This window comes from Gracilibacillus saliphilus (assembly GCF_010994085.1).
Classification (GTDB): domain Bacteria; phylum Bacillota; class Bacilli; order Bacillales; family Amphibacillaceae; genus Gracilibacillus; species Gracilibacillus lacisalsi.
The window spans coordinates 13,690-37,400 of sequence record NZ_WJEB01000021.1 but is presented as its reverse complement, the minus strand read 5'-3'; the positions used below and the strand labels follow the sequence as shown (position 1 = coordinate 37,400).

General features: G+C 38.7%; 22 protein-coding genes and 2 riboswitches. Of the genes, 12 read left to right on the top strand and 10 right to left on the bottom strand.

What is annotated here, in order from left to right; all coding sequences use genetic code 11:
• Positions 1-21 precede the first annotated feature (21 nt).
• The 7 genes from GHT08_RS14165 to GHT08_RS14135 all read left to right on the top strand — a co-directional run bounded on the left by GHT08_RS14165 (position 22) and on the right by GHT08_RS14135 (position 9,049).
• On the top strand, positions 22-2,418 hold the full coding sequence (locus GHT08_RS14165) for a 3-hydroxyacyl-CoA dehydrogenase/enoyl-CoA hydratase family protein (protein ID WP_163582041.1): 2,397 nt from the start codon (positions 22-24) through the stop codon (positions 2,416-2,418).
• 20 nt (positions 2,419-2,438) lie between these two features.
• Complete coding sequence (locus GHT08_RS14160) at positions 2,439-3,623, top strand: acetyl-CoA C-acyltransferase (RefSeq protein WP_163582040.1); 1,185 nt, start codon at positions 2,439-2,441, stop codon at positions 3,621-3,623.
• Positions 3,624-3,661: 38 nt separating this feature from the next.
• Entirely contained in the window at positions 3,662-5,434 is a 1,773-nt protein-coding gene (locus tag GHT08_RS14155; RefSeq protein WP_420370980.1) for an acyl-CoA dehydrogenase family protein, read from the top strand.
• Between the two features lie 29 nt (positions 5,435-5,463).
• The gene (locus tag GHT08_RS14150; RefSeq protein ID WP_193568308.1) at positions 5,464-7,131 is read left to right on the top strand and encodes a long-chain-fatty-acid--CoA ligase; all 1,668 of its coding nucleotides are present in this window, start codon (positions 5,464-5,466) and stop codon (positions 7,129-7,131) included.
• A 265-nt stretch (positions 7,132-7,396) separates the two neighbouring features.
• Complete coding sequence (locus GHT08_RS14145) at positions 7,397-7,555, top strand: hypothetical protein (RefSeq protein WP_163582037.1); 159 nt, start codon at positions 7,397-7,399, stop codon at positions 7,553-7,555.
• A gap of 96 nt (positions 7,556-7,651) precedes the next feature.
• A complete protein-coding gene (locus tag GHT08_RS14140; protein ID WP_163582036.1) occupies positions 7,652-8,680 on the top strand; it encodes a S8 family peptidase in 1,029 nt (342 codons plus the stop codon).
• Positions 8,681-8,857: 177 nt separating this feature from the next.
• Positions 8,858-9,049, top strand: a complete 192-nt coding sequence (locus GHT08_RS14135) for a hypothetical protein (protein WP_163582035.1) — start codon at positions 8,858-8,860, stop codon at positions 9,047-9,049.
• A gap of 125 nt (positions 9,050-9,174) precedes the next feature.
• Here the strand turns inward: GHT08_RS14135 and GHT08_RS14130 are convergent, their stop codons facing one another.
• Entirely contained in the window at positions 9,175-9,900 is a 726-nt protein-coding gene (locus GHT08_RS14130) for a DUF421 domain-containing protein (protein WP_163582034.1), read from the bottom strand.
• Positions 9,901-10,265: 365 nt separating this feature from the next.
• Between GHT08_RS14130 and GHT08_RS14125 the strand changes: the two genes are divergently transcribed.
• Together GHT08_RS14125 and GHT08_RS14120 are read left to right on the top strand one after the other, a co-directional pair.
• On the top strand, positions 10,266-10,916 hold the full coding sequence (locus GHT08_RS14125) for a YdeI/OmpD-associated family protein (RefSeq protein WP_163582033.1): 651 nt from the start codon (positions 10,266-10,268) through the stop codon (positions 10,914-10,916).
• A 25-nt stretch (positions 10,917-10,941) separates the two neighbouring features.
• Entirely contained in the window at positions 10,942-11,487 is a 546-nt protein-coding gene (locus GHT08_RS14120) for a DinB family protein (RefSeq protein WP_238343581.1), read from the top strand.
• A gap of 70 nt (positions 11,488-11,557) precedes the next feature.
• Here GHT08_RS14120 and GHT08_RS14115 read toward each other — a convergent pair whose 3' ends face one another.
• Positions 11,558-12,496 carry a metallophosphoesterase gene (locus GHT08_RS14115; RefSeq protein ID WP_163582032.1) on the bottom strand — a complete coding sequence of 313 codons (939 nt, stop codon included), beginning with the start codon at positions 12,494-12,496 and terminating at the stop codon, positions 11,558-11,560.
• Between the two features lie 25 nt (positions 12,497-12,521).
• Positions 12,522-13,364: a glycerophosphodiester phosphodiesterase gene (locus GHT08_RS14110; protein ID WP_163582031.1), complete on the bottom strand. Its 843-nt coding sequence runs from the start codon at positions 13,362-13,364 to the stop codon at positions 12,522-12,524.
• A gap of 348 nt (positions 13,365-13,712) precedes the next feature.
• On the opposite strand from GHT08_RS14110, the gene GHT08_RS22610 reads away from it, so the two are divergent.
• Positions 13,713-13,853 (top strand): putative holin-like toxin, encoded by a 141-nt coding sequence (locus tag GHT08_RS22610; protein WP_420370979.1) that lies wholly within the window; start codon positions 13,713-13,715, stop codon positions 13,851-13,853.
• A 210-nt stretch (positions 13,854-14,063) separates the two neighbouring features.
• Here the strand turns inward: GHT08_RS22610 and GHT08_RS14105 are convergent, their stop codons facing one another.
• The 7 genes from GHT08_RS14105 to GHT08_RS14075 form a co-directional block, all read right to left on the bottom strand.
• The gene (locus GHT08_RS14105; RefSeq protein ID WP_163582030.1) at positions 14,064-15,461 is read right to left on the bottom strand and encodes an alpha/beta hydrolase; all 1,398 of its coding nucleotides are present in this window, start codon (positions 15,459-15,461) and stop codon (positions 14,064-14,066) included.
• An 844-nt stretch (positions 15,462-16,305) separates the two neighbouring features.
• A complete protein-coding gene (locus GHT08_RS14100) occupies positions 16,306-16,596 on the bottom strand; it encodes a hypothetical protein (RefSeq protein WP_163582029.1) in 291 nt (96 codons plus the stop codon).
• A 29-nt stretch (positions 16,597-16,625) separates the two neighbouring features.
• Positions 16,626-18,083, bottom strand: coding sequence for an aminomethyl-transferring glycine dehydrogenase subunit GcvPB (gene gcvPB, locus GHT08_RS14095; protein ID WP_163582028.1), 1,458 nt, complete (start codon positions 18,081-18,083; stop codon positions 16,626-16,628).
• Positions 18,083-19,426, bottom strand: coding sequence for an aminomethyl-transferring glycine dehydrogenase subunit GcvPA (gene gcvPA / locus GHT08_RS14090; RefSeq protein WP_163582027.1), 1,344 nt, complete (start codon positions 19,424-19,426; stop codon positions 18,083-18,085). The genes gcvPB and gcvPA overlap by 1 nt, the downstream gene beginning before the upstream one ends.
• Positions 19,423-20,541 (bottom strand): glycine cleavage system aminomethyltransferase GcvT, encoded by a 1,119-nt coding sequence (gcvT, locus tag GHT08_RS14085; RefSeq protein ID WP_163582026.1) that lies wholly within the window; start codon positions 20,539-20,541, stop codon positions 19,423-19,425. The genes gcvPA and gcvT overlap by 4 nt, the downstream gene beginning before the upstream one ends.
• Positions 20,542-20,643: 102 nt before the next feature.
• Positions 20,644-20,723, bottom strand: a riboswitch (glycine riboswitch).
• A gap of 2 nt (positions 20,724-20,725) precedes the next feature.
• Positions 20,726-20,825, bottom strand: a riboswitch (glycine riboswitch).
• A 147-nt stretch (positions 20,826-20,972) separates the two neighbouring features.
• Positions 20,973-21,782 (bottom strand): ABC transporter permease, encoded by an 810-nt coding sequence (locus GHT08_RS14080; protein ID WP_163582025.1) that lies wholly within the window; start codon positions 21,780-21,782, stop codon positions 20,973-20,975.
• A complete protein-coding gene (locus GHT08_RS14075; protein ID WP_163582024.1) occupies positions 21,775-22,743 on the bottom strand; it encodes an ATP-binding cassette domain-containing protein in 969 nt (322 codons plus the stop codon). Before GHT08_RS14075 ends, GHT08_RS14080 begins: the two co-directional genes overlap by 8 nt.
• A 202-nt stretch (positions 22,744-22,945) precedes the next feature.
• Between GHT08_RS14075 and GHT08_RS14070 the strand changes: the two genes are divergently transcribed.
• Together GHT08_RS14070 and GHT08_RS14065 are read left to right on the top strand one after the other, a co-directional pair.
• Positions 22,946-23,209 (top strand): hypothetical protein, encoded by a 264-nt coding sequence (locus GHT08_RS14070; RefSeq protein WP_163582023.1) that lies wholly within the window; start codon positions 22,946-22,948, stop codon positions 23,207-23,209.
• A 30-nt stretch (positions 23,210-23,239) separates the two neighbouring features.
• A complete protein-coding gene (locus tag GHT08_RS14065; RefSeq protein ID WP_163582022.1) occupies positions 23,240-23,398 on the top strand; it encodes a hypothetical protein in 159 nt (52 codons plus the stop codon).
• Positions 23,399-23,711: the final 313 nt, after the last annotated feature.

Genomic DNA, 23,711 nt, shown 5'->3' with positions numbered 1-23,711 from the left:
ATAGAACAGGAGGTTAATAGTATGGAAAGACAAATTCGACGTGCAGCTGTAATTGGTTCGGGCGTTATGGGAGCAAGCATCGCAGCCCACTTAGCAAACGTGGGTATCCCTTGTCTTTTGCTCGATATTGTCCCTGATCAATTAACAGAAGATGAAAAAAGCAAAGGACTGCGTCTAGATAGTAAAGAAGTCCGTAATCGTTTAGCTGTAAACGCAATCAAGAGAATGAAGAAAACAAAGCCGGCCCCGCTGTATGATGAGGATTTGGCGTCGTTTATATCTCTTGGCAATATAGAGGATGATCTCGAACGAATCAAAGAAGTAGATTGGGTTGTAGAAGTGATTGTTGAAAACCTTGCCATTAAGAAGCAGCTTTTGGAGCGCATTGAAAAAGTATGGGAGAAGGGTATTGTTGTCAGTTCTAATACGTCAGGTATTTCCATCAATGCCATGGTTGAAGGTCGGAGCGATGCATTTAAAGAACATTTTCTAGGCACACATTTTTTCAATCCGCCTCGTTATATGAAACTATTAGAAATTATTCCAGGCAAGCAAACACGACCCGAAATCATAGATAGGATGAATCAATTTTGTGAGAAAAAGCTCGGTAAAGGTGTCGTGGTTGCGAAGGATACGCCAAACTTTATCGCTAACCGGATCGGAGCGTACAGTCTGCATATCACACTTAACGAAATGCTTGATAAAGGCTATACAGTTGAAGAAATTGACGCATGTACAGGACCGGCAATCGGGCGTCCGAAAAGTGCGACATTTCGAACATTGGACTTAGTAGGACTTGATACGTTTGTACATATTGCTAACAATATGTACGATAAATTGACCGATGAAGCAGAGAAAAAGGTGTTCAAGGTACCGGAGATTTTACGAATGCTGGTTGAAAAAGGATGGATTGGTGAGAAAACGGGGCAGGGCTTTTATAAAAAGGTGAAAAACGAAAAGGGGAAGGAGATTCTCTCCCTTAACGTCCAGACGATGGAATATGAGCCACAAAAGAAAACTGTCAGTGCATCTTTGGAAGCGGCTAAAATGGCAAAAGGTGCAAAACAAAAGTTAAAAGCACTGTTAGGGGCGCAAGATCAATACTCGGAACTAGCTTGGAATACGCTCAAAAAAGTACTTCTTTATTCAGCAGAAAAAGTAGGAGAAATTGCCGATTCGATTTTAGAAATTGATCAAGCAATGAAATGGGGCTTTAATTGGGAGCTTGGTCCATTTGAAACGTGGGATGCGATTGGATTAGAAAGATCCGTAAAGAGGATGGAAAGTGAAGGAGAGAGTGTTCCACGATGGGTGAAAGATTGGATTAAAGCCGGAAACCAATCCTTTTACAAGAAGCAAGAAGGTACCATGTTTTTTGCATCAGATAGTGTCTATAAGCAAATAGAGCCAAAGCCTGAAGTGATTTCACTACGTACGCTTAAAGAGCAAAATAAGGTTGTAAAATCCAACAGTGGAGCCAGCCTAATTGAACTTGGTGACGGAATAGCTTGTTTGGAGTTTCATTCCCCTAACAATGCGATCGGTGCGGATATTTTAATGATGATTGAAGAAAGCATCAAAGAAGTCCGTCGCAATTACGATGGACTCGTCATTGCCAATCAAGGACGGAATTTCTGTGTTGGTGCTAATTTAATGATGCTTTTAATGGAAGCACAGGATGAGGAATGGGATGAAGTCGACCATATTATCCGCCAGTTTCAAAATACGATGTATCATTTAAAACAGTTTGAAAAGCCTGTTATTGCAGCTCCACATCGGATGACCTTGGGTGGAGGTGTTGAGGTTTGTCTGCCAGCCGATCAAGTTGTCGCCTCGGCAGAAACGTACTACGGATTAGTCGAGGTTGGTGTTGGCTTAATACCAGCAGGTGGAGGGTGTAAGGAACTGATCTGTCGTCTTAGCAACTCTGTTACGAATCCGGATGCTGATTTACAACCATATGTCAACCAAATATTTGAAACGATCGGCATGGCAAAGGTATCGACAAGTGCACTAGATGCGAAAAAGCTTGGCTATTTGCGTGATCAGGATACTGTTGTTGTTCATCAAGATCATTTAATTTACGAAGCAAAACAAGCTGCACTGCGGTTGGTTGAGCAAGACTATACACCAGAGCCAAAAGAAGAGATTCGTGTAGTTGGAAGCGAAGGGAAGGCGTTGTTGAAGTTAGGTGCTTATCAAATGAAGTTAGCTGGTTATATCAGTGATCATGACCAACTAATAGCCAATAAACTGGCTCACGTATTAGCTGGAGGGGATGTTCCTGCGGGGACACGAGTGAGTGAGCAATATATGCTCGATCTCGAACGGGAAGCTTTCTTAAGTTTGTGTGGTGAGCCAAAAACTAGGCAGCGCATGCAGTATATGTTAAGCAAAGGGAAACCATTACGTAATTAAATTAGAAATGAGGTGACTTTGTGAGAGAAGCAGTGATTGTATCGATTGCACGTACACCAGTAGGGAAGGCAAAGAAAGGCAGTTTTGCCCAAACACGGATAGAGGATCTAGGTAGTACGGTTTTAAATGCGGTCATGGATCGGGCTCAAGGGTTAAAGAAAGAGGATGTGGAGGATATCATTATTGGCTGTGCCATGCCTGAAGGAGAGCAAGGATTAAATGTCGCAAGAATTATTTCCCTTTATGCTGGTTTTCCGGCTATAACTCCAGCGATAACGATCAATCGTTTTTGCTCATCAGGCTTACAGTCGATTGCCTTTGCCGCAGAGCGTGTCATGCTTGGCCATGCAGATGTTGTTATTGGCGGAGGAGTAGAAAGTATGAGTCATGTTCCGATGTCAGGGTTTAAGATGTCTCCACATCCACAAATTGTCGATGAAATGCCTGAAATCTATATGGGGATGGGCTTTACGGCTGAAGAAGTAGCAGCACGATTTGATGTTTCACGTAACGATCAGGATCACTTTGCCGCAATGAGCCATCAGAAAGCAGCAGCAGCTATGCAAGCAGGCAAGTTTAAAGAAGAAATTGTCTCCGTACAAACAGTGCGTAAGGGTGTTGATGAGAACGGGAATCCTTGGGAAGAACAAAGCGTTGTCGACACGGACGAAGGGGTTCGTGCGGATACAAGTGTTGACGTACTGGCAGGACTCAAACCAGCGTTCAAGCAGGGAGGAACTGTAACTGCTGGTAACTCATCGCAAATGAGTGATGGTGCAGCAGCATGTGTAGTAATGAGTAAAGAAAAAGCGGAAGCACTTGGTTTAAAACCATTAGCTACCTTTAAATCCTTTGCAGTGGCTGGCGTTGAACCTGAGATAATGGGGATTGGTCCGATCAAGGCGATTCCAAAAGCCCTTGATATGGCAGGAGTTAGCCAGGATGACATTGAACTTTTTGAAATAAACGAAGCATTTGCAGCACAATGTTTGCCAATCATTCGCGAACTGAAAATAGATGAGGAGAAAGTAAACGTAAATGGAGGAGCAATTGCACTTGGCCATCCTCTGGGATGTACAGGAGCCAAGTTAACCTCCACCTTACTTTATGAGCTGAAACGCCGAGGCGGTGGGTACGGAGTCGTTTCGATGTGTATCGGCGGAGGTATGGGTGCAGCTAGTGTGTTTGAAGTGCATCCAAGCTAAAATAATACCAGCATCATGATAGAAAGGGGAACACAATGATGAAGGAAAAAATAGTTGGTGGAAGTTTTATTATTGACGATGTCGATTATAACTCGGTCATTACACCAGAGGATTTTACTCAGGAACAGCGAATGATTGCCGAAACAACAAAGGATTTTATCGAAGGAGAGATTCTACCACAGGATGAAGCGATTGAAAGCTTAAATTACGACCTTACCGTAACACTACTGCAAAAGGCGGGAGAATTGGGACTCCTTAGTGCAGATGTTCCAGAACAATATGAAGGCCTTGGTCTCGATAAAGTAAGCTCAACATTAATCAGTGAGCGATTATCTAAGGCATCATCTTTTGGTCTTTCTCTTGGGGCACATGTCGGGATTGGTACATTGCCGATCGTTTACTTCGGATCAGAAGAGCAAAAGCAAAAATATCTGCCTCCATTAGCTAGTGGGGAAAAAATTGCAGCTTATTGTCTAACAGAACCATCTTCTGGATCAGATGCTCTAGGTGCCAAAACAACTGCCACATTATCGGAGGATGGTAAGCACTTTATCTTAAATGGAACAAAGCAGTTTATTACAAATGCAGCCTTTGCTGATATTTTCATTGTTTATGCCAAAGTAAATGGAACAGATTTTAGTACATTTATTGTAGAGAGAACAATGGAAGGAGTTAGTACTGGACCAGAAGAGCAGAAAATGGGTATCAAAGGCTCCTCAACGTGTCCACTAATTTTGGAAGATGTGAAGGTTCCTACAGAGAATTTGTTGTGGGAGGTTGGAAAAGGTCACCTTATCGCCTTTAACATTTTGAATATTGGTCGATTTAAGCTTGCAGCAGGTTGTCTTGGTTCCTCAAAAGATACGATTGAACTAGCATCGGCCTATGCGAATGAAAGAGTTCAATTTAAGCAGTCCATTTCATCTTTTCCTCTGATTCGTAAAAAAATAGCAGAAATGAATATAGGGGCGTACGTTCTTGATAGTATGGTGTACCGAACAGCTGGATTAATAGATTCGAGTATGAAAGATATTGATCTTAACAGTTCTGAAGCAGGGGTGGCTTCTGCCAAAGCGATTGCTGAGTATGCGCTAGAGTGCTCAATCAATAAAGCATTTGGATCTGAGACATTAGATTATATTGCTGATGAAGGAGTTCAAATTCACGGGGGCTATGGGTTTATCAAGGAATACAAAATCGAGCGCATCTATCGCGACTCGCGAATCAATCGAATTTTTGAAGGAACAAATGAAATCAACCGTTTATTAATCCCGGGTACGTTAATTAAGCGAGCAATGAAGGGCGAACTTCCGCTGATGCAGAAAGCTCAAAAGTTACAAGAAGAATTACTTACGTTTATGCCACAACGGACGTTTGAAGGGCTCTTAGAACAAGAACAATACATGATTAAAATGGCGAAGAAAATCTTCCTCATGATTGGTGGTTTAGCTGTACAAAAATACCAGCAAGAGCTTGAAAAAGAACAAGAAATCCTAAGTCATTTAGCAGATATCATGATTCAAGTGTACGCAGCTGAAAGTGCATTACTTAGAACGAAGAAATTGATCGCGAACGAAGGTGAAGAGAAAGCTGCAAATGCGATCGCGATGACACAAGTATTTGTTCACGAATCGTTTGAAACAATTGAGTCTTTTGCTAAGGATGCGTTAGCCGCGATAGAGTCAGGTGATATGCTCCAAGCCCAATTGTCTATAGTAAAAAAACTCACTCGCCGGACACCTGTCAATACAGTTGCATTGAAAAGACAAATTGCAGAGCGTGTCATTTCAGCTGAGAAGTATGTCGTTTAACATGTCATAGCCAAAAAGGAGAGTTGGATATGTCTGAAAAAGTATGGTTAGCGTATTACCCCGAAGAAGTTGCACCGTCATACGAATATCCAAAGCAAAATTTGGCTCAATTTTTGATAGATACTGCAGAAAAACATCCTCAACATACAGCCCTGTTTTTCTATGGAAAAAAGGTCACCTATGAGCAGTTATTAAAGGAAACATACCAGTTTAGCAATTTTTTAAAAGATTTAGGGGTTGAAAAGGGCGATCGGGTAGCAATTATGCTCCCGAATTGTCCTCAATCCGTCATCGCTTACTACGGAGCATTAATGATTGGCGCGATTGTCGTTCAAACCAATCCGCTTTATGTGGAAAGAGAGTTGGAGCACCAGCTGAATGATTCCGAAACGACAGTTCTTATCGCCTTGGATCATTTATTTAAGCGTGTCAAAAACGTATTGCCGAAAGTAGAAGTAAGACATACCATTTTCACCTCATTCAAGGACTACTTGCCATTTCCGAAAAATTTATTATACCCGATAAAAGCGAAAAAAGATGGATTACCAATGGAGATCAGCTACGATCAACAAACACATTCGTTTAAGAAACTTCTATCCATTGCATCGACTGATCCAATTAACGTTAAAATAGATGCAGAAGAAGATTTGGCTCTGCTTCAGTACACAGGTGGTACAACAGGTGTGTCAAAAGGAGTTATGCTTACTCACTATAATCTTGTTGCCAATACCTTGCAAACGAGAGCTTGGGTGTATCGGAGTGAGGAGACGAAAGAACGCTACCTGGCGATGCTCCCATTTTTCCATGTGTTTGGAATGACCGCACTTATGAATCTTTCCGTAATATTAGGAGGTACGCTATTACTCCTCCCTAAGTTTGATGTAGACATGGCGTTGAAGTTAATTGATAAACAGAAGCCCACTGCATTTCCTGGAGCGCCAACCATGTATATGTCTTTAATCAATCATCCAAAAATAAAAAACTATGATTTATCTTCAATTGATATATGTATCAGTGGTGCGGCGCCGCTCCCCGGTGAAGTCCAAGAAACATTCGAGAAGATAACCGGTGGGAAGCTGATTGAAGGTTACGGTCTAACTGAAACTTCTCCGGTAACCCATGCGAATAATATATGGGATAAACGAAAGTCCGGTTCCATCGGGATCCCTTTTCCAAATACAATCGCCAAGGTTGTCGATCCGGAAACGGGTGAAGAAGTTGAAAACGGTGAAGTGGGTGAACTGATCGTTCAAGGACCACAGGTTATGAAAGGTTACTGGAAACGCCCGGAGGAAACGAGTAAAACCTTAAAGAACGGGTGGCTTTATACAGGTGATATGGCAAAGATGGATGATGACGGCTTCTTTTACATTGTCGATCGTAAAAAAGACCTCATTATTGCCGGTGGATTTAACATTTATCCTCGAGAAGTGGAGGAGGTCTTGTTCGAACATCCAGCAATAATCGATGCAGCTGTGGCGGGAGCGCCAGATGAATACCGTGGTGAAACAGTGAAGGCTTATATTGTCTTAAAAAAAGGTGCAACAACAGACGAAAAAGAACTGGAGACGTTCTGTCGAGAAAGGCTTGCTGCATACAAAATACCACGTATATACGAATTTCGCGAAAGTCTCCCAAAATCATTAATCGGAAAAACCTTGCGAAGACTCTTAGTTGAAGAAGAGAAAGAAAAATAATATGTTTTTTAATATATAATCTTTAATAAACTGTAAACGGATACACTTAAGCGAAAGGGATCATTTCGTTGGTGCCTTTTGTAACAAAAAGCCGATTAAGTACCAAAATGGAAAGCAAACAAGTAAAAATGGTACTTAAAGTTGGTTTTAGTACCAAAATCAAACGGAAAATTATCATTTTGGTACTAAAATGGTATCCTTTGAATGAAAACGTTCTGAGACAACTTTCCTTCGCCATAAATTAGTTACGAAGGGAGAGATTCTTTTGAGACAATTAGATTGGACGATGATATGGTTTACTAGCTCGACATTATTGCATGAATATTGGTTGTTATCAGGTCTACCTCGGATTTACTACTGGGATGTGAAAAGACAACATTTAAATAAGTTGAATGAGGAAACTGATGAGAGAAAAATTGCTTAATTTAAGATAATCTAAACGAACATGATAAACGTCTAGTACACTTTTCCTTCTTGTTGAATTAACTAGTAATAAATGTATGTTGCAAGGAGGAGAACAATGGCACGAGTACGTTTAATTCCATATAAAATGGAACAACAGATTGACGGCGCGAGTGAAATTCCTGCTGGTGTCGAGATGATACAGGCACCTAAAAAGTGGGAAGAAGGGTTTAAAGGAAGCAACGTTGTAGTTGCTGTAATTGATACAGGGTGTGATCGACATCATCCAGATTTAAGCAACCGAATTATTGACGGGAGAAATTTTACTACAGAAAATTATAGCAATCCACGCAATTTTTCCGATCTAAACGGACATGGCACACATGTTGCTGGAACGATTGCGGCTGTACTCAATGGTCAAGGGGTAGTCGGAGTAGCTCCTGAAGCAAAATTATTAATATTAAAAGCATTTGATGGCAAAGGTTCTGGAGACTCTAATGGCATTATACAGGCGATTCAACATGCTATAAAATGGCGTGGTAGAAATGGGGAAAAAGTTCGGGTGATTTCCATATCCTTCGGTACAAAATGGGATGTACCAGAACTTCACCAAGCGATTCGAAAAGCTGTCGCTAATGATATTTTAGTTGTATGTGCGGCTGGAAATGAAGGCGATGGAGACGTACGAACAACAGAACGAATTTACCCAGGTTATTATAAAGAAGTAGTGCAAGTAGGTGCCGTAGATAAGGAGGGGAATATGGCTGAATTTACGAATATTAATAGTGAGATCGATCTAGTGGCACCTGGTGTTGATGTGATGTCTACCTATTTGAATGGAAAATATGCGAAGCTGTCAGGGACATCGATGGCAACCCCGCATGTTTCCGGAGCGGCAGCGATTCTGATTGAGCAAATGGAACAAGAATTGGACAGAACCTTAACGGAACCAGAACTGTATGCTCAACTTATAAAATCAACATCCCCATTAGGGTATAGTAAAAGAGAGGAAGGGAATGGATTGATTACTTTAAGTAACGATTCATTAAATATCAGGAAGTCAGAGCAGCAAAAAGAGAAACAAACATCGGTAAAAGGTAATAAAATGGCAGGTAGTGGTTTTGTCATTGCAGATGCAGAAGTATAATACCAAAGTCCACTGAGCTAACTTTTGAGGCCAGTTTTGTATCTAATGGAGCTCCATTCATAGAAGAATAGAAAAAAGTATATTCATATATAACCAGTAATTGAAGTATGTCTAGAGTTTATCCTCCTATACTTTGTGATATAGATTTATATAGTAAACATAAAGGAGGGCTTAGTGGTGATTGTTTATATAATGCTAATTCTTATTATTGGTATTATTTCTTTTGTTTTGACATATAGGGAGCTAGGTAGGAGTGATCCAAATTATCGGGAAAAAAGTAGATCTCACCTGAAATTTCTAAGTATGATATACCTTGTCGCCATTATTGGTTCTGTTATTGCGCTTGTGACATACATGAGTGTAGCATAATGAAAGAAAGAAAGTAATTAGTGGGGCAGCAGTACACCTGTCCCACTAATTACTTTTTATATAGGTGAATTAAACTTACTTTGCATTAACTTTTAGACAAAAGTAAAACGAGATATCTAATCATCTTAGTGTCTAATCTGTGGAATCTTTACATTCTTTTCATCGTATAAAGAAATATGTAACTCATGATTTTGATTAATGGAAGCAAAAAAAACTTCTTCTATATCCTTAATTCCTAACTGGTATAACTGCTGATCTAACCACTTCTCATCAAGATTAAATTCCTTTAACACATTGGTGTAAAGCGTACCTTCGATGATGATAGCAAATGCGATTTTTGGTTTTGTTTCAATTATATTCATATCTTCTAGCGTAACGGTATTTTTTTGAGGTTTTTTTAATACGCTCAAAGCTCCATTTGCTTCGATAATGGCTGTTTCAACTTCTCTTATATCAAAAACATTTTTTTCTCTAAGCATTTGCAGTATATTATCAATAGAGTAACGAATTTTTTTAAGGTTGTTATCGAGAAATTTCCCATCTTGAATAATGATAGTTGGTTCGAATGTTAACCATCTACCTATTTTTCGATTAGAAATTTTCCATTTTGCAACAACTCTTTGGAGAACTCCAACCCCAATTATTGCTATTGCAGTTGGAAGATGTTTAATATTCGGATCTGCGATATCAGCTCCAGCAATAGCCCCCAATATGACGATAATTAGAAAGTCGAATACCGGTAATTCTCCAATTGCCCGTTTCCCCATAAATAAAGTTATAAACAATAGCAAAGGTAAAATAGTAATTACTCTTCCAAGAACTAAGGATATATCATGCAGAAATTCAAACATTATCACACCACTCTCTACTTTATATAGTTTAATAATTTTACATAAACATTATCTTCTCGTATGAAAATGGCCAATTAAGAGAATTTCCATAACAAAAATAATAGATCTATGTATGAACAGAACAAACTCAAAAATTACGATACTATCAATTTTTCCAGTGTAAAACGAAATTATACCTATTCAACTATATAAATCACTTTGTTTCTAATTAGATATCGTAGGCAAAATATAAATTTCGGTGGAAAGGGACTAAACGAAGTAATATAAATGTTAGGATATGGTAAAATAAATATAACTGCTAGTTCTTTCGGGAAAAAATAGGAGTGAAAGGTTCTGGCTAATTTAATGATAAAAAGGAGAATAAGATGACTATTATCAATAAACTAAATCTTACTAAATTTAAAAATATTGCAGTGCTTAACCAACCGAGTGATTATGATCTATTTGATGACTATCAAACAGAATTAACAGGAGACCATGATGCTATTTTCATTTTTGTAGAGACAATTGATGAAATGGCAAGCCATACTCAACGGATAATTAAAGAGGAAGCATTAATTGAAAAAGGATACTTATTTTTTGCCTACCCGAAGAAAGGGAACAAACGGTATGATACATATATTCACAGAGATGATATCTTTCCATCATTAAAAGTTGGAGAAGATGGATATGTCGAAAATAGTGATGTGAAATTTTCACGCATGGTAAGTATGGATGATGTATTTACTGTTGTCGGTATCAAACGAGAAAAAAAGAAAACGAATAAGTCATCAAAAGCCAGTCAGTCTGTAGCTGATTATGAGGATAACGTAAAAGATGTTGAGGAAATTTTAGGTAATTACCCTAACGAACTTAAATTCTATCAAGATTTAACGCCAGGTTATCAAAGAGATTGGGCACGTTATATTTTTTCTGCTAAACAGCAAAAAACACGTGAAAAACGTCAGGCACAAATGGTTGATATATTATCACAAGGGTATAAATCAGTGGATTTATATCGCCAAAAGAAAAAATAGATTCGGACTGGGAGGGCAAAATATCTTGAAAAGCCTACATATGAAGAATCACTTTCAAAAGATATACAAGCAAAGAGAAGAAATAAAGGAAGAATTAGCTATTTTTCGAAATCAGGAATGGAAGAGGGCGCATCAAGACAAGTGGTCATGGGGAGAAACCTATTATCACCTATACTTGATGATGAAATGGTTTCGAAGGCTAAGTAAAGGTTATGTTCCCTTATCTCTGCCTATCGCTACATTAAGAAAAAACAAACCATTTAAAGTACATAGCACTGACGTATATGCAGCATATAAACAAAAAAATAAAAAGCCGATGAAAGCTCCTTTCCTTTTAGTCCCACCAAAAGATATAGAATACGATGTTGATTTTCAATGGCTGATAGAACAACTGGATAAGGAGACAAAGCAACTAGAAAAAATAGTTTTAAACATTACGGATGATGTTGCTGGTCATATACGCTTCCCAGATCCGCTCGCAAACAATCCCAATTTAATCCAAAGTATTGATTTACTTGGTATACATGAGAAACACCACTATTTATTATGTGAAAAATATTATAACGAATAATGTTATGAAAAATCAGACTTAATTCAAACTAAAGAGAGGTAAAGGGGTTTTCCCTTTACCTCTCTTACCTTTATTGAATTTCCAAAACAAGATCTCCTTGGCGTCCATAGCCATCGATTTCTAATCGATCTTTATAGATGCGAATAATCGAGTAGGCAGTAGTATCCTCAGTTTCTACCATTCCCTCAAGATTGACGTAGTGAGTGCCATTTTGTAGACCGTAGTTTCCAGCGTGGTTGTGTCCGTTGAAATAGGCTACGACATTACCATTAGCCTCAAGTACTTCAGTCACTTCTTCTGCATTCCAAACATTATGGTGATTTTTCGGGTAGACTGGCATGTGCCCAAAAACAACCACTTTTTCATTTCGCTTTGCCGCTTTATCCAGTACAGCCTGAAGCCAAGTTAACTGTTCAGTACTTACGCCACCGTTGTAAGTTTGTGCTTGGGTGGCCCCTTTTTCTACTAATTGATTATACATGGCCTCGGCTTCTTCGTATTTTTCAGAGCCTTCTGGGTTTGCATAGAAACTAAGGTCATTTGTGTCTAGGACAACGAAGCGCCAATTCTTGTATTTAAAGTCATAATATTGGTTTTCCATTCCAAGAATGTCAATTACTTCGTCCGTTTTCACAGCAAAATCGTGATTGCCGAGGACATGATATTTTGGGCCTTCTATCATATTAAAGATTGGTAGAATGGTAGAGAAACTTTGTAGCTCTCGGTCAATTAAATCGCCAAGCTGTACAGTAAAGTCGACATTCTCTTGATTTAATGCTTGGGATGCGTCAATCAGTTTTGATACAGAATTGCGATAATAGCGAGTGCCATTAATTTCACAATCACAATATTGTGCATCTGGTACGACCCCAAATTCTAATTTTGGTTGTTCCGCCCCTTTAGCATATGCGGATGTTGTTAGAAAGGTACTAAACAGTGTCACTGCAAGTCCAAGAGTGGCTACTAAACCAATAAATTTACCGAAAAGTTCTTTTTGGGGATGAAACATCGTTCACTCTCCTTTTGCTTTTCTATTAGTTATTTTTAACCGGATGGTGATACACATGCTCTGGATAATCAGTGACAATTCCATCTACACCTAAATTAAACAGGCGGTCAGCTTGTTCTTGTGATCTAGAAGTGTAGGGCATAATCTGCATTCCTACTTCATGAACGCGATCAACTAACGCTGGTGTTACAATGTTCTGATTAGGATTGAAGTAATCTGCATATGTAGCGAACGCTTCTAATTGTTCATCGGTCACACCTGCCCAACTGAGACCTGCTAATACCCCGTGAGGAATTTCTGGTAAAAGCTCTTTAGATAGTTCCATCGATCCGTGATTAAAAGATTGAATAATGATTTTTTTATTTTTGGCATGATCCATATTGCGTTCCTTTAAAGCATTTGCAACTTTCTCCTCCATACCTGGATAAAGTTCAGGTGACTTTAATTCAATTAAAATACCTACTTTTCCACGAAAGGCATCTAGTACTTCTTCAAATGTAGGGATTTTCTCGCCAGCAAATTCTTCACTAAACCAACTACCAGCATCTAACGCACGAATTTCTTCTAATGTCAAATCACCAACAGCGCCAGTACCATTTGTTGTGCGGTTTACTGTAGTATCATGAATAATTACTAATTCTTCATCTGCCGTCATTTGTACATCAATTTCAATGTAATCTGACTTCATTTCCACACCTTTATGAAATGCGGCCATAGTGTTTTCCGGTGCATGTGCAGATGCTCCGCGGTGAGCGACATTAATCATCTTTTGTTGGTCTTGTTTGGACTTCTCATTCGCAAATGCTGGAACTGCGAAACTAGTCATTAGAATACTCGTTATAAAGAAAATAGATAAGAAACGCTTCATATTAATTACCACTCCTTTGAATTTGATAACTCTATTATAAATAGAGAATATGAAGCGCTAATTAATAGAGTATTAAATGATTGTAAGAAATTTTATGTACATTGTCGCGAGTAAAAAGTAGGTATATGGATATTCTTAATCAAGATGCGATTTGTTTAAAGCAAGTAAGATAGAAAAACGGGAGTCGTGCAAAGTGGGTGTATGAGACACTTCAAAACAACAAGAAAAAGTCGGAATATAGAAGGTGGAAAGCCGCAAGTGGAGGGGTTATATTGAGCTTATTCATTTGATAGAGTTGTTCTAAGGTATGAAAAGCTTACCAGGTACATGCTATAATGGAGCATATGGATGGTAGCTTATTCCCTTTTTGTTTTTCATTTTTATAGAAGGGGGGGTGCCTTGATGATGAGTGTTTTTGAAACATTAACACTGATGATAGCGTTCGCTATGTTGATTATTGTGCTGTTGTCTTTTCATCAAAAGAAATAACCACCCCATAGCCTGACAAGCAAATAGTGATGGTTATTTCTTCACTAATGTGAGTCGCCCCTTTAAAGGGCTATGCACTAACAGTAGACGTTGGAGCGTCTGCGGTTTTTAACTTGATCGCAGGATTTATAACAACTGGTCTTTATCATTTTCTTAGTTACAATAGCAACAGCAATAGACATGGACTGCTACTTGGAATATATTGTGAACTTACTGCTTAACTACAGTATCTAAAAAGTCCATTTGCATGTTAAGATTTTCTTTTGCATATTTGTTACGCTTTTTTTCGAATCCATGGGGAAGCTCCATAACATTTTTGCTATAGATATTTAATTGATGTTTAACACCTAGTTTTTTAAATTTAGCCTTTAAATCCTTCGCTTGATCGTTAAAAGTTCCAGTGTTTCCATCAGATATAAAGGTAGGCGGAAAATCCTTGGTAACATGCTTAATGACATTGGATTGTTCTACTTCCTTATTACCTTCCAAAGTATTCACATTAAAGTATGCTCTTCCCATTGTATTAAACCTATAATTAGATACGACACTATCCGTCTCATCAAATCGGGAAGGGTCATATAAACCGGAGTTGAATACTACAGCCTTAATATCTGAGGCGCTTAAAACAGGTTGTATCTCCATCTCATCAGCATAAGTGGGATCTGTCTGGATATTAACAAATTGGCCAGCTATTTGAGCCCCAGCACTTTGTCCCACTATTACAATATTATTCATGTTCAAATCATACTTTTCAACATTTTGTTTTAGAAATGACACTGCTGCTGAGACTTGCTTCAAAGGCATCGGATAATTATATTCTGGCGCAAAGGTGTAATTCATTGCAATAACATTATATCCTCTGTCTAAAACTTTCTGTATATACGTTATAACTCCTGAATCATCTCCGTTCTGACCGTCTCCAGTTTTATCACCCCAAATATAGCCACCACCATGAATAAGAATAAAAGTCGGCGCTGTATCAGGATTATGAACGGTTTGATAAATATCTAAATAACTATTGGGATATTTATCATCATAAAGAATATCATTGATGTAGATATTTCCATCGTCTAAGACAGTTTCTTTTGATTCCTCGGCGTTATATGAGTTTGTTATGCCCTTACTTGCTTGTAAGATTGATACAAGTGGGCGCGGGCTAATTTGATTAATGAGTAGAACCACCATTAATACTGTTGCTAAAGTAGTAATTAGTGTAACTAGAATCATCTTCCATTTGCCAAGTATTGACCGGAATTTGAAAGGTTTTAGATAAAATGAAGATTTCAAACCAAAAGAAAACATAAAAAGAAATGTTATTAAGTGTAATAAATTACTAAGGATAGCAAAGCCATAAATTTGATCTCTTATCCAAACTAATTCGCTAATTATGGCAAAAATAGAAAGAATCAACAATAACTTTGTAAAAGGAATCACTTTAAGGCGGCGCTTTTTATAATGAACCCCAACACTGACAAGCACTGATAGATAGAATAGGATTAGAGTAATTCCTATATATGTTTGAGCGTTTATTAAAAATAAATTCAATATGGTTAATATACAAAGAGCAAAAGCTCCCATGTATGATAACAAGACATGACTTTTCAACAACAGTTAACCTCCTCACTCCAGGACTCCAACTTTTAAGTGTCCATTAGATTTTTCCGTAATGTTTTCCCCATACCGTAATCATTTTTCCCTTTCTATTTCAATTCATAACTTCTTAAAATGATTCGGAATAAACATGTATCTCTCTAAGAAAAAATAATATACTTCTTATACTTGAGAAGATAGGGACTGTAGAGATAAGTAATATGCCATTCTAGTATAGATGGAAATATGATGTAAGTGCTTCATTATCTAAGAAAAACTGAGCAAAAACGCTCAGTCTTTATGACTAAAAGCTAAAGATTTATCATTTCTCTAGCATCCATTATAGAATGCTTAAACAGCTTAACCACCACTCCGGCTGCCCACTTCTCTTTCCGTGGGGTCTGTCCTTCAGCTAATTTTTTCAAGCAAAACCCGCTCGAAAAAGCGGATCTTCAGGCCAAACAATTCCCACAGGAGTGGAAGTGGGCGGCCATCGTAACTACCATGATCTACAACGCTAACGTGAGGTAAAAGGGTTGTTTTTACTGACAAATAGCGATTTTTAACCATTATAAAAAGCCAATCTAGTACTTCTGACAAGAATTGTTGCACCTTTTCATAGCGGAGACTAATTATGAAGACTCCTGCGGGAATAGCTCGTGCCGAAAATCCACTTTGCAAAGTGTTTCTTTGCAAAGTTAGTTGAGGCCGTGCCCGCGGAAAGCGAAGTAATTAGTCGGAGCGTTGCGAAAATACACCAAACATTTCAAAATAACTACTTCGTTTAACACGGTCATCTTTCCATAATAAGAAAGCGTAGTATCCTGATTGGACACTACGCCTTTCGATAGTTACTGATTAATCAACATGAGTCAAATTCAACCTCATTTATCACTTGGAAACCATCTGGATCAGAATAATCTATCGTTAGAGGATTTACTTCCAGATAGCGCATAGTAAAATGATCGACACGGATGGAAACACCATGAGAATAATAGATAGTATCGTTTTTTCTCGCTTGATCAAAAATAAATAGATAATTAATCGTGAGTCCACAACCACCAGTAACATTAGCATCAACCCGAGGTAATACTCCATCTTGCAATTCGATGGATGATAAAGTCTGTTGTGCTTCTTTGGTAATATGGATCATCCTTACATTATCCTCCTTCAACAACGTCATTAAACCGGTTTTGTATAGCGTAAGACCGGTTTCCTTGCTGCCTTTGTCTCGTCTAATCTCCCAACCACAGTTGTATGAGGAGCATCTAATACGATATCGGGATCTTCTTCCACCTCGTTTGCAATCTGAATCATTGAATCAGCAAAAGCATCTAATGTTTCTTTTGTTTCCGTTTCGGTCGGTTCGATCATTAAACATTCCTCCACATTAAGTGGAAAATAGATAGTCGGTGGATGGTAGCCAAAATCAAGCAACCGTTTGGCAATATTCATTGTTCGGATGCCAAGCTTTTTCTGTTTTGAGCCTGATAAAACAAACTCATGCTTGCAATATTGGGCATACGGTGACTCGTAGTGTGTCTCTAATCGTTTTCTTAGATAATTGGCATGAAGAACAGCAGATTCTGATACTTGTCGCAGTCCTTCAGGTCCCATTGTCCGAATATACGTGTATGCACGAGCAAGAATTCCGAAGTTTCCATAATACCCTTTTACCCTTCCAATGGATAATGGTTCATCATCATTCCATATATAGTTGTCTCCATTTTTTTCGATACGAGGGACAGGTAAAAAAGGGATCAGTTTTTTTGTTACGCCGACCGGACCTGCTCCTGGGCCACCGCCACCATGTGGGGTAGTGAAGGTTTTATGCAGATTTAGATGGACGATATCGAAGCCCATCTTCCCTGGTGTGGTCTTACCTAAAATCGCATTGGCGTTAGCCCCATCATAGTAGAGGAGACCACCTGCTTCATGAACGACTTCGGCAATTTCTACTATATCTTTTTCAAAAAGACCTAGTGTATTAGGGTTGGTTAACATTAATACTGCTGTGTCTTGATCGATGCATTTCTTTAATGCTTCCAAGTCGACTAATCCATTTTCATTAGAAGGGATCGTTACTGTATCGAAGCCTGCGACTGCAGCACTTGCTGGATTAGTACCATGAGCAGAGTCTGGTACAAGCACTTTGGATCTGTTTTCACCATTTTGTTGATGATAATTTTTTGCTATCATTAAGCCGGTCCACTCTCCTTGGGCACCTGCAGATGGTTGTAAGGTGACAGCATCCATTCCCGAAATAGCGGCTAAATCTTCTTGTAACTCATACAATAATTGAAGTGCTCCTTGTACAGTTTCTGCTGGTTGATAAGGGTGAATACGACTAAATCCTTCCAACCGAGCGACATCCTCGTTGATTTTTGGATTGTATTTCATGGTACAGGAGCCGAGCGGATAGAAACCGTTATCGACACCATAATTTTTGTGAGAAAGTGCCGTATAGTGACGGACAAGCTGAAGCTCTGATACTTCTGGAAGTTCTGCAGGTGTTTCTCTAAGTAAATGCTTCGGAAACTTTTCATCTAACTCGATTGGATCCACATCACTTTCGGGAAGATCAGCTCCTGTTCGACCAGATTGACTTATCTCAAAGATCCATTGATGATATTCCGCCATTATAATCCCTCCAATATCGTTATGAATTGATCAATTTCCTGCTTTGATCGTTGCTCTGTCACAGCGATGAGCATCTGATTTTTCATCCGATAATCCTTGTTTAAATCGAAACCTCCAATAATGCCAGCCTCAAATAACTTGTGATTGACTTCGCTCGCAGAAACAGGTAATGTCACAACGAATTCATTAAAGAAAGGAGATTGATTGTTTACGCTGAATCCTTTTTCAGTAAGTTGCCTTGCCATATAATCTGCTTTTTCGATATTTAATGTTGCCATCTGGCGAATGCCTTGTTTACCAAGGGCAGACATAAAGACAGCCGAAGCTAGAGCATTTAATGCTTGATTGGAACAAATATTGGAGGATGCTTTTTCCCGGCGGATGTGTTGCTCACGTGTTTGTAAAGTTAAAGTGAAGCCACGATTCCCCTGAGCATCTGTCGTTTGCCCGACGATACGGCCAGGAATTTTACGCATCAATTTTTTCGTTACTGCAAAATAGCCACAATGGGGGCCACCGAATGAGATTGGAATACCGAATGGTTGCATATCACCAACGACAATATCGGCACCAAGCTTGCCAGGAGGTTGCAATATCGCTAAAGCTAAAGGATTCGCACTAACGATCAGCAGTGAACCGTGTTCTTGGGCAATTTTCTTTATTTCGAGTAGATCCTCAACAGAACCAAAAAAGTTTGGATACTGAACAATAATCGCAGCGGTTTGCTCATCTGCTTTTTCCTGCATGTCTCGGATATTGGTGATGTCAGTGGTTAAATCGATTTCTTCAACTTGATATCTTGGTCCAGTAGCAGCCGTTTTGAGAATGGCACGGGATTCTGGATGAACTGCTTGAGAGACCATTACTTTGGAACGTTTGGTTGCAGATACAGCCAATGCAGCAGCTTCGGCAACAGAAGTAAAGCCATCGTACATAGAGGAATTGGCGATATCCATTCCTGTTAGTTCACAAACCATGGTTTGAAATTCAAAGATGGCTTGAAGTTCGCCTTGACTAATTTCGGGTTGATAGGGGGTATAGGCGGTATAAAATTCGGACCTGCTAATGATATGGCTGACTACGCTTGGGATAAAATGATCATAGGTTCCGGCCCCAAGAAACAATGGATATTGATTGGCATGGATGTTTTGTGAGGATAAATGTTGCATTTTCTTGATTAGATCTGGTTCAGGGATTGCTTTTGGAATGGCTAACGCTTCAGTTAACCTAATGCTGGACGGGAGATCGGCAAATAAGTCATCGATCGACTGAATGTTTAAAAAATCTAACATATCCTGTTGATCTTGCTTTGTATCAGGAAGATATCGAAAGGTGGATGTCATGTTAATCCTCTCCTTCTTTGGTAAAATGGCGTATGGACTACGACAGCATCGATCAATTTGTTACGAACTTTTACTTTCAAATTTGTACCTATTTCGGTATATGGTTGTTGAACTAAGGCAAGACCAAGAGCTTTCTTTAAAGTAGGAGAATGGGTACCTGATGTAATAAACCCGGCTTCTTTGCCGGTTGATGTAAACACTTGATAGCCATGCCGCGGGATTCCTTTCCCGATTATTTCTAGCCCTACAAGCTTCCTTATAGGACCATTTTCTTTCTCTTTCGTAAGTGGTACTTTTCCGATAAAGTCGCTATTTTTTTGTGTCTTCACCGTAAAGCCGATACCAGCTTCAATTGGAGTGATAGAGGAAGTTAGTTCTTGACCATATAAGGCTAATGCTGCTTCAAAACGAAGCGTATCCCTTGCTCCAAGACCACATGGCTGTGGAGCTTCTTCGAGAGATAACAATTCCTGCCACAGTTTTGTCGCCTCGTTACTAGTAAGATAGATTTCGAAACCATCTTCGCCGGTATATCCAGTACGTGAGACTAAACAATTGGTTACTCCGGCAACCTTTACATTTTGCATAAAACGGAATGTGCCTATATTGTTTAAATCTGTATCTGTAAGTTGTTGCAGAATCTGTAAAGCGTCAGGGCCTTGGATGGCAAGTTGTGCGATTTGATCAGAAATATTGGTAACCAAAACATCCCCTGTTGCATGCTTGTTAATCCACTCTAAGTCTTTATCCGTGTTAGCCGCATTAACAACGAGGAAGAATTTCTGATCAGCTAACTTATAAACTAGCAAATCATCGACAGTACCTCCGTCTTCATAACACATTGCCGTATATTTAGCTTGGTTTACTGCCATGTTTGTGGTGTCATTGGTCATCATGTAGTTAACAAAGCTTTCCGCATTTTGTCCCTCAATCAGTATTTCTCCCATATGCGAAACATCAAAGAGTCCTGCCTTACTTCGTACAGCATGATGTTCATCGATAATACTGGAGAAGTGTACCGGTAAAGCCCATCCTCCAAAGTCAATCACTTTAGCACCATAGCTCTTGTATAACGCAAAGAGCGGAGTACGTTTTAAAGCAGTTGGATCACTCATATGCTACCACCTCCAAAAGTATTTGGGTGTCAAAATATTCCATTCTTCTTTATTCAAGTGGACATAAAAAAACAGAGAAGGGCAGTATGAACTGTTGACCCTTCTCTGTCCGGTTACCTGAGAGTTTTTGCCTGTTAGAAAACTTCCCCTTTGGTGGCGTATGGATACGCGCTCTCCAGAGATTCGTCCTATTATGGTACTTTAACCTGAGAGATTGGTTCATAAGGATTTTTTATGAACTTGCTCCTTCGGTGGTAATCAATACGCTCTCCCATAATAATCATCCGATTCATATTTAGTTATATCATTATGTTATGGTGTTTTGCTTTTTTAGTCAATAGGAATGTAAAATTTTGTTACAAAGGTGCTTCATCTGTTACATGGTTATGCAGGAAAAAATGAATCTATACTTCTGCTCCAACTACACCTCATTATTTGTTTTTGAAAAAGTACATTGTTAAAGGACCAAATATCACAATTAATGCAATCGATATATAGATGACGATCATGACATCTCCATTTGCCTCCGAACCATGGATCAGTGTACGAACCGCATCAACTACAAATGTTATTGGATTAATATCTACAAACTTCTGTAACCAGTTTGGCATTGTTGAAGGATCAACAAACACACTACTTAAAAAGGTGAGTGGAAATAAAAACATCATACTAATTCCCATTAATGCCTTTTCAGAACGAACGATAATCCCGAGCATTGTCCAGATCCATGATAAACTAAAGGAGAACAAAAGAAGAATAGCAACTCCCGTGATGACACCACTAAAACCAGCTTCTGGCCTAAATCCTAGTATATACCCTAATGTTACCATGATGGTCGAGGCAATTAAGTATCTTAGTGTGTCAACAAGTAAAGCACCAACTAATACAGACGGTTGCCATATCGGTAGAGAACGGAAACGATCAAATACGCCTTTTTCGATATCTTTATTCAAGTCTAGGCCAGTGTACATCGTGATCATAGAAACCGTCATTACTAAAATACCTGGCAAAACGAAATTTAAATATTCCCCTGTAGAACCGGAAATCGCTCCACCAAACAAATAAGTAAACATTAATAAAAAGATAATTGGAAAGATCGTCACGTCAAAAAGCTGTTCAGGAACATAACGAATCCGTAATAAGGCTCGCCATGCGAAAGTAGCAGACGCTTGGATTGCTGTTGGACTTTTTGGTCGGGTTCGATTTGTTAATACTTCTTCAATTGTAGATGGTTTATTCATTTGAGGAGTCGCCTCCTTCGTGATCTGGCACATTACCGGTTAAAGTTAGAAACACTTCATCAAGGCTTGGCTGACTCATCGAAAAGTCTTTGATTTGCACATTAGTATTCGCTAATTCACCAATTGCTTTTGCGGCTTTTGCATGCTCTTTGATCATAATGGTTAAGGATATATCTTGTTCGTTAATGTCAGGTTGCTGTTCAAATCGCGAAACAAAAATGTTCTGTGCTTTTTTCAATTCATCGAGATCATCAAAGTGAACGGTGAGGCTACCGGCACCAATGGAGGATTTTAATTCTTTACTTGTACCCTCTGCAATCAGCTTTCCACGATCGATTACTCCGATTAAATCAGCTAATTGATCCGCTTCTTCTAAATACTGTGTCGTTAAAAATACAGTGGTTCCATTTTTAACTAGTGCTCTGACGATGTCCCATACTTGATTTCTGCTTCGCGGGTCTAGTCCTGTGGTAGGTTCATCAAGAAAAAGTAGTTCTGGGGAGGTAACGATACTTGCAGCAATGTCGATCCGTCTGCGCATTCCGCCTGAGTATTTTTTTACTTGGCGCTTTGCTGCATCTTCTAACTGAAAGGCTTGCAATAATTCATCTGCTCTTTGTTTTGCTTGTTTTCTGCTATAACCTACTAATCTACCGATAAAGATAAGGTTTTCTCTACCTGACAGTTCCTCATCAACCGAAGCAAATTGTCCGGTTAGACTGATAGAATGTCTGACTTTATCCGCTTCTTGTGTAAGATCATATCCCATCACTTTGGCATGCCCTTCATTTGGCTTCAACAAGGTTGCTAGCATACGAATTGTAGTTGTCTTTCCAGCGCCATTCGGGCCAAGAAATCCATAGACAATACCTTTTGGCACTTGAAGACTAATGCCATCGACAGCACGCTCCTTACCGAAGATTTTCACTAAATCGGTTGCTTCTACCGCATATGTACTCATTCGACACATCACACCTTTCATTTATTATTTTATCTATAAAAGTATAGCACATTAATGTTTGTTTATTGTAAAGAAATTAAGTGTAAGAGGAAGACTTTTTAGAGGACTTCATTGATCTTTATTGAATTTTATGGAAAAATAAATAGTGATAAAAAATCTTAATTAAATTTTGTACGGAATTATAAAATAAAGGAGAATACACTTGAAAAAATATGCTCTTATCGAAAAAGTAACAGAGGTCTCAGAACTAGAATCTATCATTTGTAATAAATGTGGTACGGAAAAAGTTCTTCACGGAGAAGATTATGAAAAAGATTGGCAACGTGACCTATTTCAATCTTTCGACCTAAGGTTTGGATATGGAAGCAAGTTTGATGATGAACACTGGAAGTTTGAGTTATGTGAAGAATGCGTTACTGAATTAATCAATTCTTTTGTCTATAAGCCAGATGGCTATAGAGAATAAGCTTCCTAGTCTCGAGGTGGGTAGATTAACATGAATATTATCTACAGAAGTTTGGAGAAGGACTATTGTGTTGAATTTGTTACATTAACGATCTTGTCTATTATTACTTTTAAACGAATTCAGAAAGTAGAAATGAAACGTGAGAAATTAAAAAAAGAAATAAAAGATAAACCTTATTATCGTGTTTGATATGAAACCTCCTAATGCTAGTTTAGAGGTTTCTTTTTACTTGTAAGTGTTACCTCGTGCTAGTGTTGTGGAGTCTGATAATAGCGAATGCCACACCCCACGGAAAGCCGAAGCGATGGTTATGCGATTGATATATTTCAAAATAGCTACTAAAAATAATCGGAGATCCGCTTAACATTTAGTGGCTCAGTTTTTCTTATTGAGGTAACCTTTTTGGCTTCTCGGAATCTAGCAAGAAAACATATATCGGTTGGTATTCAATTGGAATTGCTGTCTAAAAATAGTAGAATTATCCTATGTTATTTCACTTCCA